The organism is Nitratireductor kimnyeongensis (assembly GCF_019891395.1).
GTDB lineage: Bacteria > Pseudomonadota > Alphaproteobacteria > Rhizobiales > Rhizobiaceae > Nitratireductor > Nitratireductor kimnyeongensis.
The window spans coordinates 1734340-1749577 of sequence record NZ_CP078143.1; the positions used below are offsets into that span (position 1 = coordinate 1734340).

The 15238-nt window shown below is 59.7% G+C and carries 16 protein-coding genes; 12 read left to right on the forward strand and 4 right to left on the reverse strand.

Features of this window, described 5'->3' with window-relative positions; all coding sequences use genetic code 11:
* Position 1 precedes the first annotated feature (1 nt).
* Genes hisA through coaA form a run of 5 tightly spaced genes read left to right on the forward strand, consistent with a single transcriptional unit; the run spans position 2 to position 3189 of the window.
* Positions 2 to 736 carry a 1-(5-phosphoribosyl)-5-[(5-phosphoribosylamino)methylideneamino]imidazole-4-carboxamide isomerase gene (gene hisA / locus KW403_RS08225; RefSeq protein ID WP_223022222.1) on the forward strand — a complete coding sequence of 245 codons (735 nt, stop codon included), beginning with the start codon at positions 2 to 4 and terminating at the stop codon, positions 734 to 736.
* Positions 733 to 1059: a hypothetical protein gene (locus tag KW403_RS08230; RefSeq protein WP_223022223.1), complete on the forward strand. Its 327-nt coding sequence runs from the start codon at positions 733 to 735 to the stop codon at positions 1057 to 1059. The genes hisA and KW403_RS08230 overlap by 4 nt, the downstream gene beginning before the upstream one ends.
* A complete protein-coding gene (hisF, locus tag KW403_RS08235) occupies positions 1056 to 1856 on the forward strand; it encodes an imidazole glycerol phosphate synthase subunit HisF (RefSeq protein ID WP_223022224.1) in 801 nt (266 codons plus the stop codon). Before KW403_RS08230 ends, hisF begins: the two co-directional genes overlap by 4 nt.
* The gene (locus tag KW403_RS08240; protein ID WP_223022225.1) at positions 1853 to 2173 is read left to right on the forward strand and encodes a phosphoribosyl-ATP diphosphatase; all 321 of its coding nucleotides are present in this window, start codon (positions 1853 to 1855) and stop codon (positions 2171 to 2173) included. The genes hisF and KW403_RS08240 overlap by 4 nt, the downstream gene beginning before the upstream one ends.
* Positions 2174 to 2229: 56 nt before the next feature.
* Positions 2230 to 3189: a type I pantothenate kinase gene (gene coaA, locus KW403_RS08245; protein ID WP_223022226.1), complete on the forward strand. Its 960-nt coding sequence runs from the start codon at positions 2230 to 2232 to the stop codon at positions 3187 to 3189.
* On the opposite strand, the gene KW403_RS08250 is transcribed toward coaA, so the two are convergent.
* The 4 genes from KW403_RS08250 to KW403_RS08265 all read right to left on the reverse strand — a co-directional run bounded on the left by KW403_RS08250 (position 3176) and on the right by KW403_RS08265 (position 6695).
* The gene (locus KW403_RS08250) at positions 3176 to 3790 is read right to left on the reverse strand and encodes an alpha-ketoglutarate-dependent dioxygenase AlkB family protein (protein WP_223022227.1); all 615 of its coding nucleotides are present in this window, start codon (positions 3788 to 3790) and stop codon (positions 3176 to 3178) included. The genes coaA and KW403_RS08250 overlap by 14 nt on opposite strands.
* Positions 3791 to 3983: 193 nt before the next feature.
* Positions 3984 to 4439 carry a peptidoglycan-binding protein LysM gene (gene lysM / locus KW403_RS08255; RefSeq protein ID WP_223022228.1) on the reverse strand — a complete coding sequence of 152 codons (456 nt, stop codon included), beginning with the start codon at positions 4437 to 4439 and terminating at the stop codon, positions 3984 to 3986.
* A 122-nt stretch (positions 4440 to 4561) separates the two neighbouring features.
* Positions 4562 to 4996 carry an alternative ribosome rescue aminoacyl-tRNA hydrolase ArfB gene (arfB, locus tag KW403_RS08260; RefSeq protein ID WP_223022229.1) on the reverse strand — a complete coding sequence of 145 codons (435 nt, stop codon included), beginning with the start codon at positions 4994 to 4996 and terminating at the stop codon, positions 4562 to 4564.
* Between the two features lie 88 nt (positions 4997 to 5084).
* A complete protein-coding gene (locus KW403_RS08265; protein ID WP_223022230.1) occupies positions 5085 to 6695 on the reverse strand; it encodes a phosphoenolpyruvate carboxykinase in 1611 nt (536 codons plus the stop codon).
* A gap of 300 nt (positions 6696 to 6995) precedes the next feature.
* Here KW403_RS08265 and KW403_RS08270 point away from each other — a divergent pair, with 300 nt between their 5' ends.
* The 7 genes from KW403_RS08270 (at position 6996) to KW403_RS08300 (ending at position 15234) form a co-directional block, all read left to right on the forward strand.
* The gene (locus KW403_RS08270; RefSeq protein WP_223022231.1) at positions 6996 to 7697 is read left to right on the forward strand and encodes a response regulator transcription factor; all 702 of its coding nucleotides are present in this window, start codon (positions 6996 to 6998) and stop codon (positions 7695 to 7697) included.
* Between the two features lie 59 nt (positions 7698 to 7756).
* Complete coding sequence (locus KW403_RS08275) at positions 7757 to 9532, forward strand: stimulus-sensing domain-containing protein (protein WP_223022232.1); 1776 nt, start codon at positions 7757 to 7759, stop codon at positions 9530 to 9532.
* Between the two features lie 5 nt (positions 9533 to 9537).
* A complete protein-coding gene (locus KW403_RS08280; RefSeq protein WP_223022233.1) occupies positions 9538 to 9996 on the forward strand; it encodes an HPr kinase/phosphorylase in 459 nt (152 codons plus the stop codon).
* Positions 9997 to 10244: 248 nt separating this feature from the next.
* Complete coding sequence (locus KW403_RS08285; RefSeq protein WP_223022234.1) at positions 10245 to 10646, forward strand: PTS sugar transporter subunit IIA; 402 nt, start codon at positions 10245 to 10247, stop codon at positions 10644 to 10646.
* Positions 10643 to 10963, forward strand: a complete 321-nt coding sequence (locus KW403_RS08290; RefSeq protein WP_223022235.1) for an HPr family phosphocarrier protein — start codon at positions 10643 to 10645, stop codon at positions 10961 to 10963. Before KW403_RS08285 ends, KW403_RS08290 begins: the two co-directional genes overlap by 4 nt.
* 145 nt (positions 10964 to 11108) lie before the next feature.
* Positions 11109 to 12509: an adenosylhomocysteinase gene (gene ahcY, locus KW403_RS08295; protein ID WP_223022236.1), complete on the forward strand. Its 1401-nt coding sequence runs from the start codon at positions 11109 to 11111 to the stop codon at positions 12507 to 12509.
* A gap of 202 nt (positions 12510 to 12711) precedes the next feature.
* Positions 12712 to 15234, forward strand: a complete 2523-nt coding sequence (locus KW403_RS08300) for a sensor histidine kinase (RefSeq protein WP_223022489.1) — start codon at positions 12712 to 12714, stop codon at positions 15232 to 15234.
* Positions 15235 to 15238 lie beyond the last annotated feature (4 nt).

Sequence of the window (15238 nt, forward strand, 5' to 3'; positions counted from 1 at the left end):
CATGATTCTTTTTCCCGCCATCGACCTGAAAGACGGCCAGTGCGTTCGGCTCAAGCTGGGCGACATGGACGAGGCAACGGTCTACAACACCGATCCCGCCGCGCAGGCCCTCTCCTTCGAGGAGCAGGGATTTGAATGGCTGCATGTGGTCGACCTGAACGGCGCCTTCGCTGGCGCGAGTGTCAACGGCGCCGCGGTCGAGGCGATCCTGAAAGCGACGAAAAACCCGGTGCAGCTTGGCGGCGGCATCCGCACGCTTGCTCATATCGAGGCGTGGCTCGACAAGGGGCTCGCGCGGGTAATTCTCGGAACCATAGCCGTGCGCGATCCCGATTTGGTGAAGGAAGCCTGCAAGGCGTTTCCGGGCAAGATCGCCGTGGGCATTGATGCGCGCGGCGGCAAGGTGGCCGTGGAAGGCTGGGCGGAGACGTCCGATCTCTCGGCGATCGAACTTGCGCGCCGGTTCGAGGGCGCCGGCGTGGCCGCCATCATCTACACCGATATTGACCGTGACGGTGTCCTGACGGGCATCAACTGGGACTCGACCATCGAGCTCGCCGATGCGGTTTCCATCCCCGTCATCGCCTCGGGCGGCCTCGCCTCCATCGCCGATATCGTCCGCATGACCATGCCCGACGCAGCAAAGCTCGAAGGCGCCATCTCCGGCCGCGCGCTCTATGACGGGCGGATCGATCCCGCGGAAGCGCTGAAAGTGCTCAGGGGGGAGGCTGCGTGAGCGCCGACGGTCGTCTGAATCGGGGCGCCAAAAGAATTTTCACGGTTCTTCTGGTGGTGATCCTCGTCTTGGCGGCGCTGCCCGTTCTTTCGGTTGCCGCCTCCAGCATCCTTGCCAGCACCTATGGCTGCACGGTGCACGAGGGTTTCAGCAATCCGTGCATGATCGCCGGTACGGACCGGGGTGACATGCTATACTCCATGTTCGTGATGGGCTGGCTGGGGATCATCAGCCTGCCCCTCGGCATGGCAGCATTGATCGCCTGGACCATTGCGCTGATGATCGCGGTGAACCGGGCCCGCAGGAAGGCGAACCTCGCATGACCCTTAAAGCCCGTGTCATTCCCTGTCTCGATGTGAAGGACGGTCGCGTCGTCAAGGGTGTCAATTTCGTCGATCTGATCGATGCCGGCGATCCGGTGGAGGCGGCGAAGGCCTATGACGCCGCTGGTGCCGACGAGCTCTGCTTCCTCGACATCACCGCCTCCAGCGACAACCGCGAAACGATCTTCGATGTCGTGGCCCGCACGGCTGAACAATGTTTCATGCCGCTCACGGTGGGTGGCGGTGTCCGCGCGGTTTCCGATATTCGCAAACTCCTGCTTGCCGGGGCCGACAAGGTGTCGATCAACACGGCTGCGGTGAAGGACCCGGAGCTGGTGGCGCGTGCGGCCGACAAGTTCGGTGATCAGTGCATCGTCGTTGCGATAGACGCCAAGCAGGTTTCCGGCGAAGGCGAGCCACTGCGCTGGGAAATCTTCACCCATGGCGGACGCAAGGAAACGGGCATCGACGCCGTCGAGTTCGCCCGCAAGGTGGTGGATCTCGGCGCGGGTGAAATCCTGCTCACCTCAATGGATCGCGACGGCACCAAGGCCGGCTACAATCTCGCTCTGACCCGGGCCGTGGCCGATGCGGTGCGTGCGCCGGTCATCGCTTCGGGTGGCGTGGGCACACTCGATCATCTGGTTGAAGGCGTGCGCGATGGGCATGCGAGCGCAGTGCTTGCTGCCTCGATCTTCCATTTCGGCACATACACGATCGGTGAGGCCAAGGCGCACATGGCCGCTGCCGGCATACCCATGCGGATCGATCCCGCGCAGACCCCGGAGCAGGCATGAGCCAGTTCGACCTTTCCCGCCTGGAAGCGATCATTGCTGAGCGCGCGCGCTCAGGCGACGAAAATTCGTGGACGGCAAAGCTGTTTTCCAAGGGCACGTCCAAGGCCGCGCAGAAACTGGGCGAAGAAGCCGTCGAAGCGGTGATCGCCGCCGTCACGCATGACAGGCAGGGACTCATTTCCGAAAGTGCGGATCTCCTTTATCATTGGCTCGTAGTTCTGGCGCTGGAAGGCGTTTCGCTCGAAGAGGTGCTGGCGGAGCTCGAAACCCGCACCACCCGTTCGGGGATTGAGGAAAAGACATCCCGAAAAGGATGAGCGGGAGCCAGAGAACGAAGTCAGCCGTGGCGGCAAGGAAGGGGCCCGCAAATTTCATGGACCAGCTTGTCTCAGGGGAGAAATACTCCCCCTATCGCATTTTCTCGGCGGAGAAATGGGCTAAGTTCCGCGCCGACACGCCGTTGACGCTGACCGAGGATGAGGTTCGGCGATTGCGTTCGCTGAACGACCCGGTCGATCTGGAAGAGGTTCGCCGGATTTACTTGTCCATGTCGCGGCTTCTGTCAGCCCATGTGGAAGCGACACAGCTTCTGTTTCAGCAAAGGCAGGCGTTTTTTGACAGCCAGGATGTCGTGAAATCGCCCTTCATCATCGGCATTGCCGGTTCGGTGGCTGTCGGCAAATCGACCACTGCGCGCGTGCTCAAGGAACTGCTTGCCCGCTGGCCTTCCAGCCCGAAGGTGGATCTGGTGACGACGGACGGATTTCTCTATCCCAACGATGTCCTTCGGCGCGACAACCTGATGGAGCGTAAGGGTTTTCCCGAAAGCTACGATCTTGGTGCCGTGCTGCGTTTTCTTTCTGCCATCAAGGCCGGCCTGCCCAATGTGCAGGCTCCGCTTTACTCGCACATGACCTATGACGTGCTGCCGGGGGAATTCCGCACCATTGATCGGCCCGATATTCTTATCTTTGAAGGCATCAACGTGTTGCAGACCCGCCATCTGCCGCAGGATGGTACGGCGGTGCCCGTCGTTTCGGATTTCTTCGATTTCTCAATTTATATCGACGCACCGGAAGACCTGATCCATCAATGGTATGTCGACCGTTTCATGCGGCTGCGCGAAACGGCGTTCCAGAACCCGGAATCCTTCTTCCATCGCTACGCGGCACTGAAGCCCAGTGCTGCGCTCGCGATTGCCGAGCAGCTTTGGGAAACCATCAACCTCAAGAACCTGCGCGAGAACATTCTCCCGACAAGGCCGCGCGCCGACCTGATCCTGCGCAAGGGTGCCAATCATCTGACGGAAGAGGTCGCGCTCAGGAAGCTGTAACGCGGCGCAATGTGAGATTGATCCGGCCGGGCGTGTTCAACAGGGTGGACGTGCCCGGGTAAATGCGGTCAACGCCGTGAAAGGCAAGCCGCGCTGCCCCGCCAAGCACCACCACGTCGCCGGACTGGAGCTTTACGGATACGGTTTTGTCGCCGCGCTTCGTACCGCCGACACGAAAGAGGCAAGCATCGCCGAGCGATAGTGAGACCACAGGTGCTGCGAAAGCTTCCTCATCGCGATCCTGATGCAGGCCCATCTTCGCCCCTTCGGTATAATGGTTGACGAGGCAGGCCTCCGGTGGAGCAGGGAAATCAGCCACGTCATTCCAAAGGGCGAGAAGGCGTTCCGGAATATGAGGCCAGGGTTTCCCGGTGACTGGATGCGTCTCCTGATAACGGTATCCCCTCTCCTTGTCAGTGACCCAGCCGAGCACGCCGCAATTGGTCATGCGGACGCTCATTTCCTTACCGGTCCGCGGCATGGCAGGCACGAACAGTGGCGCCTCGCGCACCACCGCCCGTATCTCGTCGAGCAGCGCTTCCTGTGCGTCGCGGTCGAGATATTCCGGCAGATGGGTCACGCCTTCGGTCAGGGTGGGCAATCAAATCTCCTTGCTTTGCATATGGTGCATGAGGTGTTGCCACATAGAGGGTGAGCTTGTCGAACCACGCACAGTGCTGTTGCCATACGCCATCACGGCACGCGCGGCGCAGCCCCGCGTAGGAAGCTTACGCTTGCGAACAAAAAACGGCGACCCGAAAGCCGCCGTCTCATGCCAGATCATGACAGGTGGATCACGCGTCAGCGAGATCGGGAATGCGCAGCACCTGGCCGGGATAGATCTTGTCCGGATCGTCGAGCATTGGCTTGTTGGCCTCGAAGATGATGGTGTATTTCGCACCCTTTCCCTTGCCGTAATTGGCTTCGGCGATTTTCCAGAGGTTGTCGCCTTTCTTCACGGTGTAGAAAACCGGCGCCTTGGCGTCAGCTGCGGCGACCTTGAGCTCGCCAGCCTCCACCTTGGAGATGCCGAGCGTGTTGCCGACCGCAACGACGGCTTTCTCAAAGGCCGACTGGTCGGCGACTTCGCCCTTGAGAACAACTTTGTCACCTTCCACGACCACATCGACCTTGTCGGTGCCGAGCTTGTGGGAGTCGAGTTCCTTCTTCAGTTCGCCGGCTGCCGGCGGTTCCTCGTCTACCATGCCGAGCTTCTTGCCGACGGATTTGACAAAATCGAAAATGCCCATGGAAATGTCTCCAGTTAGAATTCGCTGATATTTGACGTGTAACAGCCCAAAATTTCAACTGCAAAACAGTCGCTGGGCAAAAAGTTACGGTAGTGGAATCGCAGGTGAGTCCTGTCTCAACCTCAGTCGAAGCCGATTTTACCGCGTAGTTTCTTGACTGAAGAGCGGCCCGCTTTGGCTTTCAACCGCCGTTCTATCGCGGAACGAGAGGGTTTTGTTTTCTTGCGGGGTCTGGGCGGCGGCTCGGCGGCACGGGTCAGCAGCTGGGTCAGCCGATCCCGGGCGTCAGCGCGGTTAAGTTCCTGAGTGCGGTAGCGGCCTGCCTCGATCACGATCTCGCCGTCCTTTGTGGCGCGGCTACCGGCTAGTTCCAGAACCTTGTCCCGTACACGCTGCGGCAAGCCGCGGGCTGACCTTGCGTTGAAACGCAGTTGCACGGCGGTCGCCACCTTGTTGACGTTCTGACCTCCGGGGCCGGAGGAACGGATGAACTGTTCCTGCAACTCGTCCTCGAAAACGGTCACACCGTTCCTGATATTGAGGTCGTTCTCGGCCATCGTTTCTGTCCGCTCAAATGAAAAGGCCCGGTCTCTGTGACCGGGCCTCAACATGCGCATTCAGCGATTTGGATGCAAGCGTGCCTTGCTATTCGGCAGCGTCCGCCATCTGTGGCGCGGCTTCGCGCACGGTCGCATCCACATGCGTTTCAAACTTTCCGAAATTGTCGATGAACATGCCGACGAGCCGGCGTGCCTGAGCATCATAGGCCGCCTTGTCGGCCCAGGTGGAGCGTGGATCCAGCACGCCGCTCTCGACGCCGGGCACCGCCACCGGTACGGAAAACCCGAAATGTGGATCGGTGCGGAATTCCACGTCGTTCAGCTCACCGCTCAATGCTGCGTTGAGCAGGCCGCGTGTCACCTTGATGGGCATGCGATTGCCCACACCGTAAGCACCGCCGGTCCAGCCGGTGTTGACCAGCCAGCAATCCACACCATGACGGGCGATCAGATCGCGCAGCAGGTTTCCATACTCGGAGGGATGGCGCGGCATGAAAGGAGCACCGAAGCAGGTGGAAAACGTGGCCTCAGGTTCTGTCACGCCCTTTTCTGTCCCGGCCACTTTGGCGGTATAGCCTGAGAGGAAGTGATACATGGCCTGAGCCGGTGTAAGCTTGGCGATCGGCGGCAAGACGCCGAAAGCGTCGGCCGTCAGCATGATGATGTTGCTCGGATGGCTGCTGCGGCCTGTTTCGCTCGCGTTGGGGATGAATTGCAGCGGATAGGCGCAGCGTGTGTTTTCGGTCAGGCTTCCATCGTCAAAATCCGGACGGCGCTCTGCATCGAGAACTACATTCTCAAGCACCGTCCCGAAGCGGCGCGTGGTGGCGAAGATCTCCGGCTCGGCGTCTTCCGAAAGCCGGATGGTCTTGGCGTAGCAGCCACCCTCGAAATTGAAGAGGCCGGCCTCGCCCCACCCATGCTCGTCGTCACCGATCAGCGTCCGTGACGGATCCGCCGAAAGCGTGGTCTTGCCGGTACCCGACAGGCCGAAGAACACTGCGGCGTCGCCATTCGGACCGACATTGGCCGAGCAGTGCATCGGCATCACGCCCTTTGCCGGCAGAATATAGTTGAGAGCGGTGAAAACCGATTTTTTCATTTCGCCCGCATAGGAGGTACCGCCGATCAGGACGATATTGCGGGTCAGATCGACGGCGATGACGGTGTCTGTTCGGCAGCCATGGCGCTCCGGGTCGGCGCGAAACGACGGCAGATCGATAATCGTCATCTCCGGGACGAAAGAGGCAAGCGCATCCACTTCCGGGCGCAGGAGCAGATTGCGGATGAAGAGGGAGTGCCAGGCATATTCAGTGACGACCCGCACAGGCAAACAGTTTTCAGGGTCTGCCCCGCCGACTAGATCCTGCACAAAAAGATCGCGGTCGGCTGCATGGGCGATGAAATCGGCATGAAGCGTCTCGAAATGCGCCGATGACATGGGTTTGTTGTTATCCCACCAAACTGCGTCTTCCGTCTCGGCGGTACGCACGACAAACTTGTCCTTGGCAGAGCGGCCCGTGTGCTGTCCGGTTTCGGCAACCAGCGCGCCATCTGCGGTGAGTTTCGCCTCACCGCGGCGGATCGCCTCCTCATAGAGCGCAGCCGGCTGAAAATTATAATAGACGGCACCCGCCGTTTTCAGACCATTGCTGTCGATCCCGCAAGCCGGGTTGCGCATGCCGGTTTCGTTCATCGTAACCACCAGATTTCCCTTGAGATGCCTGTCTCCGCAGGCGATCCAAGCTGAAAACACAAATAAGCGAAAGATATCAAACCATTAATCGATTTAAATTTTTTAAAATCGTTTAAATCGTTTAAATCGGGTCGGATTCGACCAGTATTTGCACAGCTTCGCAGCGTCGGGAGTTGTCATGAGAAGCACCCGTGTGACACGGGGTTCTTTATGTGCCACATTTTGTACCCAATTTGTCCTGCATCTGCACAGCCATTCGATGCAAATAGGGACGACATGCCCATGAGGGAGCCGCTGGATATGGCAACAATCGCGCTTGTCGATGACGACCGCAACATTCTCACCTCCGTTTCCATTGCACTGGAATCGGAAGGTTATCGGGTCGAAACCTATACGGACGGCGTTTCGGCGTTGGAGGGGCTTGGAGCTCGCCCGCCAAATCTCGCGATCCTCGACATCAAGATGCCGCGGATGGATGGCATGGAGCTTCTGCGCCGACTGCGCCAGAAAAGCGATGTGCCAGTCATTTTCCTGACGTCCAAGGATGACGAAATTGACGAGCTCTTCGGCCTCAAGATGGGCGCTGACGATTTCGTCCGTAAGCCGTTTTCGCAGCGTCTTCTGGTCGAGCGAGTGCGGGCTGTTCTGCGCCGCGCAAGCAATCGCGAGACCGCTGCAAAGACCCCGGGCAAGCAATCGCAATCGCTGGAACGTGGACAGCTCGTCATGGACCAGGAACGCCATACATGCACCTGGAAGGGAGAGCCCGTCACGCTCACCGTCACTGAATTCCTGATCCTGCATTCGTTGGCGCAGCGTCCCGGCGTGGTGAAGAGCCGCGATGCCCTGATGGATTCAGCCTATGACGAGCAGGTATACGTGGACGACCGCACGATCGACAGCCACATCAAGCGCCTGCGCAAGAAGTTCAAGGCGGTTGACGGCGAGTTCGACATGATCGAAACGCTCTATGGCGTAGGCTATCGCTTCCGCGAGATCTAGACCTTGGTGTCATTCCGGAAATGCGGTTGCCCGGCGCGCGCGTCGGCAAGACAGTAGCGATGAGTGCAGAAACTGAAAAGACGGAGCGGCGGTCCTCGAAGGCCGCACGTTCAGCGGGCCAGCCCTTTCTGGGCCGGCTTGCCGTGCCTCTGCGCCGTCTCTTCGGCCATTATGTGTTTTCGAGCCTCACGCGGCGTATCCTGTTTCTGAACCTTGCCGGCCTTGGTGTTCTGGTGGTCGGGGTTCTCTATCTGAATGAATTTCGCGAAGAGCTGATCAGCGCTCGCGTCGAGAGCCTGATGACCCAGGGCGAGATAATCGCGGGGGCCATTGCCAGCTCTGCGGAGGTGGAGACCGATTCCATCCTTGTGGATCCCGACAAGCTGCTCGAGCTGCAGGCCGGGCAAAGCCTTCCACCGCGAGGCGATCAGTTGGAGAGCCTTGATTTCCCCATCAATCCGGAACGTGTAGCCCCTCTTCTGCGACGGCTCATACCGCAAACCCGCACCCGCGCCCGCATCTACGATCCGGACGCCAACCTGCTGCTGGACTCCCAATATCTTGGACAGGTTCTTCGCTATGAATTGCCGTCCATCGAGGATGACGATGCGAGCATTTTCGATCAGGTCTGGCAGCGGATGAAAGAGATTTTCCGTCGCCGGGACCTGCCGGTGTATAAAGAGCAGCCGGGAGGCAGCGGCGTGGCCTATCCCGAGGTGATGCGGGCACTCACCGGCACCACCAACCACGTGGTGCGCGTCAGTGAACAGGGCGAACAGATCGTCTCCGTTGCCGTTCCCATTCAACGCTTCCGGGCTGTCCTTGGCGTGTTGCTCCTGTCGACGCAGGGTGGCGATATCGACAAGATCGTGGCCGCCGAGCGCAAAGCCATTCTGCGCGTTTTCTTTGTGGCTGCTCTGGTGACGGCCATCCTGTCCCTGCTTCTTGCCTCCACCATTGCGAACCCGCTGCGGCGGCTTTCTGCGGCAGCTGTACGTGTTCGTCGCGGCGCGCGGTCGCGGGAGGAGATCCCCGATTTCTCCCATCGCCAGGATGAGATCGGCAATCTGTCCTCGGCTCTGCGCGATATGACCAAGGCGCTCTATGCACGCATCGATGCCATCGAAAGCTTCGCGGCCGACGTGGCCCATGAGCTGAAAAATCCGCTGACATCATTGGGCAGCGCCGTTGAGACGCTCCCGCTCGCCAAGGACGAGCGCTCCCGTGAGCGCCTTCTGGAAATCATCCAGCACGATGTTCGGCGGCTGGACCGTTTGATCACCGACATTTCCGACGCCTCCCGGCTCGATGCGGAGCTTTCACGCGAGGATGCAGATCGCGTGGATCTGAAGCGGTTCGTTGGCGATCTGGTCGGGGCGATCCGTGAGGCAGGCTCGACGAAGAAGCCTGTGGAGATCACCTTCACAACTGCATCGAAGGGTGAAAGCGAAGCGGCGGCCTATTTCATCCAGGGTCACGATCTGCGGCTGGGGCAGGTGATCACCAATCTCATTGAGAATGCCCGCTCTTTCGTTCCGGAAAAAACGGGGCGGATCGATGTACGCCTGTCGCGAACCGGCAAACGCATCATCCTCACCGTAGAGGACAATGGCCCGGGAATTCGCGTGGAAAACATTGATCGGATTTTCGAGCGCTTCTACACGGATCGTCCGGTCGGCGAAGCGTTCGGCCAAAACTCCGGGCTCGGTCTTTCCATCAGTCGCCAGATCATCGAAGCGCATGGCGGTACGTTGACCGCAGAAAACATTGTCGGAGCGAAACCCGGTGACATCAGGGGCGCCCGATTCATTGTGGCATTGCCGGCCGAGGCCTGAGCGGGATGCCAAACTGCCACGCCACCGCCATTGTTGTCGCCGGAACCGGAATATTGGTCGAGGGTCACTCGGGAAGTGGCAAGACGATGCTCGCTCTCGAGGTTCTTGCCTTTTTCCAGGTGGCAGGCATCTTTGCCGCATTCATTTCGGATGATCAGGTTGACCTTTCGGCGAGAAACGGACGCTTGATAGCAAGCGCGCCGCATTCCATCGCCGGGTTGGCCGAAGCCCGTGGTTTGGGCCCCGCAAAGCTGGATTATGTCCCTGCCGCTGTCATCGACCTTGCCATCCTTTTGATTGACGAGCAAAAGGCGCCGCGCGTGGCCGAAGAGACGAAAATCGTCCATGAGGGTATTGCGATTCCGTGCGTGGTATTGCCGCAACGGCAGGCACGACGGGCGGTTCACGCCGTAGCCGCAGCCCTGCAATTGCCGCCTTTTGGTCCAGGTCGCACCGCCGTTTGAACTTTATTTAGGCGAATCGCCGCAGTTTGGGGCTTGTCAACGGCTTGTGCGTTGACAAGATAGCGCTCTTGCCTTGGGGCAGGACGGGACTGGGGCGTCTCCGGACCTGCTTCCAACAAGGGTGGACCGACAAGGTCTGAACACTAAGTGAAGAAAAACCGGATAAACGGGCAGGCCCGTGAAGCCAGTGGATGGAGTAAACGCGTGACAGGCTCGAGCGCAAAACCAAGCATTCGGATGATGTGCCGATGATCGGGCTCGTCTTGGTGACGCATGGCCAGCTGGCCGAGGAGTTCCGCCACGCTGTGGAGCATGTGGTGGGCCATCAGGAAAACCTGGAAACAGTTTCCATCGGGGCCGAGGATGATATGGAGCAACGCCGCCGCGACATTGTCGATGCGGTTGCCCGGGCAGACACCGGTTCGGGTGTGATCATTCTCACCGACATGTTCGGTGGCACGCCCTCGAACCTCGCGATTTCGGTGATGGACGCGGGCCGTGTCGAGGTGATCGCGGGCGTAAACCTGCCCATGCTCATCAAGCTCTCTTCCGCACGCGCCAATGACGATATGGCCCAGGCGCTCGAAGAGGCGCAGGCGGCGGGCCGCAAATACATCAATGTCGCAAGTCAGGTTTTGAGCGGAAAATGAGTGAGGCCCACGCAAACGAAGTCTCAAGCAACGCCACCGCTCCCGATAGGCTGAAGCGCGAGTTCAGCATCATCAATCAGCGCGGTCTTCATGCGCGCGCTTCGGCCAAGTTCGTACAGTTGGTGGAAAGCCACGATGCCGATGTGGAGGTTGAGAAAGACAACATCACAGTTGGCGGAACCTCCATCATGGGGCTGATGATGCTTGCGGCCAGCCCAGGCTGCAAGATCCGCGTGAGCGCCAGCGGCCCGGATGCCGAGGCGTTGCTCGACGCCCTGGAGATTCTTATCGCAGAGCGTTTCGGCGAGGAGTGCTGAGACCCACTCGGCCTCACACATGCACGAATAAAGATTTCTTTATGTCCATTGTGAGCTGCGTCGTGATCTGGTAGTCAGGCACCAGCATTCGCGCCCGGCTTGCTGCTCGTGGCGCTCGGATTCATGAAAATCGGAGAGTACGCCAATGAGCGCTGACAAGGATTATGTGGTCGCTGACATTTCTCTGGCCGACTGGGGTCGCAAGGAAATTGAGATCGCAGAGACGGAAATGCCCGGCTTGATGGCCTGCCGCGAAGAGTTCGGCAAGGACAAGCCACTCAAGGGTGCCCGGATCTCAGGCTCCTTGCACATGACCATCCAGACCGCTGTTCTTATCGAGACGCTGAAGGCGCTTGGCGCGGATGTGCGGTGGGCTTCCTGCAACATCTTCTCTACACAGGATCACGCCGCTGCAGCCATTGCAGAGAGCGGTACACCCGTGTTCGCTGTAAAAGGCGAGACGCTTGAGGAGTATTGGACCTATACCGACCAGATTTTCCAGTGGAGTGATGGCGAGCCCTCCAACATGATCCTGGACGATGGTGGCGACGCTACCATGTACATTCTGATCGGCGCCCGCGCCGAGGCCGGCGAGGATGTGTTGTCCAATCCGGGCAGTGAGGAAGAAGAAGTCCTGTTTGCACAGATCAAGAAGCGCATGGCTGCAACGCCGGGCTTCTTTGCGCGTCAGAAGGAAGCCATCAAGGGCGTGACGGAAGAGACGACCACCGGCGTGAACCGTCTCTACCAGCTTCAGAAGAAGGGCCTTCTCCCCTTCCCGGCAATCAACGTCAATGATTCCGTGACCAAGTCGAAATTCGACAACAAATATGGCTGCAAGGAATCGCTGGTCGACGGAATCCGTCGCGCAACCGATGTGATGATGGCCGGCAAGGTCGCCGTGGTTTGCGGTTATGGCGATGTGGGCAAGGGCTCGGCCCAGTCGCTTGCCGGTGCAGGCGCCCGCGTGAAGGTGACCGAAGTCGATCCGATCTGCGCGCTTCAGGCAGCGATGGACGGCTTCGAGGTGGTCACTCTGGATGACGCCGCCCCCACCGCCGACATCGTGATCACCACGACCGGCAACAAGGATGTCATCACGCTTGATCACATGCGCAAGATGAAAGACATGGCGATCGTCGGCAATATCGGCCACTTCGACAATGAGATTCAGGTTGCCGCCCTGCGCAATCTCAAATGGACCAACATCAAGCCGCAGGTGGACATGATCACCTTCCCGGACGACAAGCGGATGATCCTCCTGTCCGAAGGCCGGCTTCTCAACCTTGGCAATGCCACGGGTCATCCGAGCTTCGTCATGTCCGCGTCCTTCACCAACCAGGTGCTGGCGCAGATCGAGCTCTTTGTGCGTGGTGAGCAGTACAAGAATGAGGTCTACGTTCTGCCGAAACATCTCGATGAGAAAGTCGCGCGCCTCCATCTCGACAAGTTGGGCGCTCAACTGAGCACGCTTTCGGAAGAACAGGCCTCCTATATCGGTGTCACGCCGCAGGGCCCATTCAAGCCGGAACACTACCGCTATTAAGTAAAATTAACTAAGACACAATATATTGATGCCGGACCATTGACTTTTGGTCCGGCATTATTTTTGTGGCGCGGCCTTCTTCACGGCGATTCGCTCACGCGGTACAGTGCTGTGATTCGCGAGGCGGTTGACCTTCCGGGCTGCGGGCCTGCGATAGGAAGGGGCGGTCTTGCCAGATCATGCGGCGGAGAAGGAACAAGACATGCCGGGGCTGGACCCGCTGAACCGCGGATCTACGGGCCCTAAGGGCCGACAGCGCAAAGCGGGCATCGTGCGGGGACTGATGCGGTTACTGACGCTGACGACGGGTGTGGCGGTGCCATCCGTGGCCGCCGCGCAGACGGTTGCGCAACTTGCGCCGGGCGTTTCGGTTACGACCGTCGAAGTCATCCAGATCGCGGTTTTCGCCGGTGTCATGGGTGCCGCATTTCTCTCTGCCATCTGGTTGATCCGGCAACGCGCTCGCATCGCTTCTGAAAATCTCGAACTTCGCGCGCGGATCGCGGAGCTGAGTGGCGCACTCGGCCGCTCCGAAGCACTTCTCAATCTCAAGGATCAGCGTGCGGTGGTCTGGGGCGGCGGATCGGACAAGCCGGCGATTGTAGGCGATCTTGCACCAGGATGTGGTGCGCCGGATGAGCGCTCGGCGTTTCTGGCATTCGGCCGCTGGATGATGCCGCGGTCCGCCTCCGCGCTCGACCGCGCGCTTGCCACCCTCCGCGAAACCGGTGAAAATTTCGACCTCACCATCGAAACCAGATCGGGCACGATGCTGGAGGCGCAGGGTCGGAAATCTGCCCAGCACACGGTCCTCCGTTTCGTCTCGCTTGCCGGCGTGCGTGAAGAACATGCACGACTTCAACTGGAGCACGACCATCTCTTGTCCGAACGTGCCACGCTTCTGGGGCTGCTGGACGCGCTCGACATGCCATTCTGGCTGAGGGACAAGGCCGGACAACTGGCTTGGGTCAACCGAGCGTTCAGCGGTGCGGTGGATGCCCCTACGGGCGATGCCGTTCTGCGGGAACAAGTCGAGTTTCTGCCGCTGTCAGCACGCGAAGAAATCATCGGCCGTCATCGTGAAGCCAATGAGGTGTTCCGGCAATCCTTGTCCGCCGTTGTTCATGGCGAGCGGCGGGTTTTCGCGGTCACCGATTACGCCGGCGGGCACGGCTCCGCAGGCATTGCGGCCGACATCAGCGAAGTGGAAACAATCCGCCGGGAGTTCGAGAGCACGGTTCAAAGCCATTCCGAGACGCTCGACCAGCTCACCACGGCGGTAGCGATCTTCGACGAACAACAGAAGCTGCGCTTTTTCAACCAGTCGTTCCAGAAGCTTTGGGACCTCGATACACCGTTTCTTGAGAGCAGACCCGATAACGCGCTGCTGCTCGACCGGCTGCGCAGTGAAGGCACGTTGGCCGAGCAGCCCGAATGGCGGCGCTGGAAGGAAGGTCTCCTGTCCGCCTATCGCAGCATGAAGCCACAGGAACACTGGTGGCACCTGCCTGACGGGCGCACGATCCGCGTGATCGCCAATCCGCAACCCAAGGGGGGCGTGACCTGGGTTTTCGAGAATCTGACGGAAAAATTCGATCTGGAAAGCCGTTATAATGCGGCGATGCGGGTTCAGGGCGAAACGCTCGACAATCTCACCGAAGGGGTTGCGGTGTTTGGGCCGGATGGGCGCCTGCGCCTTTCCAATCCCGCCTTTCAGCGCATCTGGAACCTGCCGGACCAGCTCATCACGCCCGAAGCGCACATTGCCGACATCCGCGCAGTGTGCGATCCGCTTGCCAAGGATAGCCCATGGCGCAGCTTCGTCGCCTCGGTCACAGGCTTCGATGACGAGCGGCGCAGCCAGCATGGCCAGGTAGAGCTTTCGAATGGCTCCGTCCTCAGCCATGCCACCATTCCGCTGCCCAATGGACAGGTGATGATCACCTTTGTCGACATGACCGACAGCGTGAACGTTGAGCGGGCGCTTAAGGAAAAGAACGACGCTCTGCAGAAGGCAGACAAGCTCAAGAACGACTTCGTGCAGCATGTCTCCTACGAGCTGCGTTCACCGCTGACAAACATCATCGGCTTCACCGATCTCCTCAACCTTCCGGAGACGGGCCCGCTCAATCAGAAGCAGCGTGAGTATCTGGACCATATCGGATCTTCTTCTTCCGTGCTTCTCACTGTGGTGAACGACATTCTCGATCTTGCGACGGTCGATGCCGGCATCATGGAACTGGAAATCGGAGAGGTACGCGTTGGCGACATGGTGGAGGCGGCGGCCGGGCTCATTTCAGAGCGCCTTCGCGAACACCAGATCCGCCTCGATGTGCAGTTGGACGATTCCGCGCTCATTTTCCACGCAGACGAAAATCGGGTGCGCCAGGTTCTGTTCAACCTGCTTTCCAATGCTGCCAATTACGCGCCCGAGCACAGCACGATCCGCCTTTCCGCAAGGCAGCTGGACGATGCGGTGGAGTTCAGCGTTCATGACGATGGGCCGGGCATGGCGCCCGATGTTCTGGAAACCATCTTCAAACGTTTCGAGCCGCATGTTAATGGCGGGCGCAGGCGTGGTGCGGGGCTTGGCCTCTCCATCGTCAAAAGCTTCGTCGAGCTGCATGGCGGTTCGGTTCACATCGACACGGGCGAAGGGCGCGGAACCACGGTAACCTGCCGGTTCCCCTCCGCGCCGACACAGGCGCGGGTCGCCGCAGAGTAGCCAA

Bases quoted from the DNA above. Each gene is read 5' to 3' on its own strand.
- hisA (WP_223022222.1), top strand. From the start codon at position 2: ATGATTCTTTTTCCCGCCATCGACCTGAAAGACGGCCAGTGCGTTCGG.
- hisF (WP_223022224.1), top strand. From the start codon at position 1,056: ATGACCCTTAAAGCCCGTGTCATTCCCTGTCTCGATGTGAAGGACGGT.
- KW403_RS08240 (WP_223022225.1), top strand. From the start codon at position 1,853: ATGAGCCAGTTCGACCTTTCCCGCCTGGAAGCGATCATTGCTGAGCGC.
- coaA (WP_223022226.1), top strand. From the start codon at position 2,230: ATGGACCAGCTTGTCTCAGGGGAGAAATACTCCCCCTATCGCATTTTC.
- lysM (WP_223022228.1), bottom strand. From the start codon at position 4,439: ATGGGCATTTTCGATTTTGTCAAATCCGTCGGCAAGAAGCTCGGCATG.
- arfB (WP_223022229.1), bottom strand. From the start codon at position 4,996: ATGGCCGAGAACGACCTCAATATCAGGAACGGTGTGACCGTTTTCGAG.
- KW403_RS08265 (WP_223022230.1), bottom strand. From the start codon at position 6,695: ATGAACGAAACCGGCATGCGCAACCCGGCTTGCGGGATCGACAGCAAT.
- KW403_RS08270 (WP_223022231.1), top strand. From the start codon at position 6,996: ATGGCAACAATCGCGCTTGTCGATGACGACCGCAACATTCTCACCTCC.
- KW403_RS08275 (WP_223022232.1), top strand. From the start codon at position 7,757: ATGAGTGCAGAAACTGAAAAGACGGAGCGGCGGTCCTCGAAGGCCGCA.
- KW403_RS08280 (WP_223022233.1), top strand. From the start codon at position 9,538: ATGCCAAACTGCCACGCCACCGCCATTGTTGTCGCCGGAACCGGAATA.
- KW403_RS08285 (WP_223022234.1), top strand. From the start codon at position 10,245: ATGATCGGGCTCGTCTTGGTGACGCATGGCCAGCTGGCCGAGGAGTTC.
- KW403_RS08290 (WP_223022235.1), top strand. From the start codon at position 10,643: ATGAGTGAGGCCCACGCAAACGAAGTCTCAAGCAACGCCACCGCTCCC.
- ahcY (WP_223022236.1), top strand. From the start codon at position 11,109: ATGAGCGCTGACAAGGATTATGTGGTCGCTGACATTTCTCTGGCCGAC.
- KW403_RS08300 (WP_223022489.1), top strand. From the start codon at position 12,712: ATGCCGGGGCTGGACCCGCTGAACCGCGGATCTACGGGCCCTAAGGGC.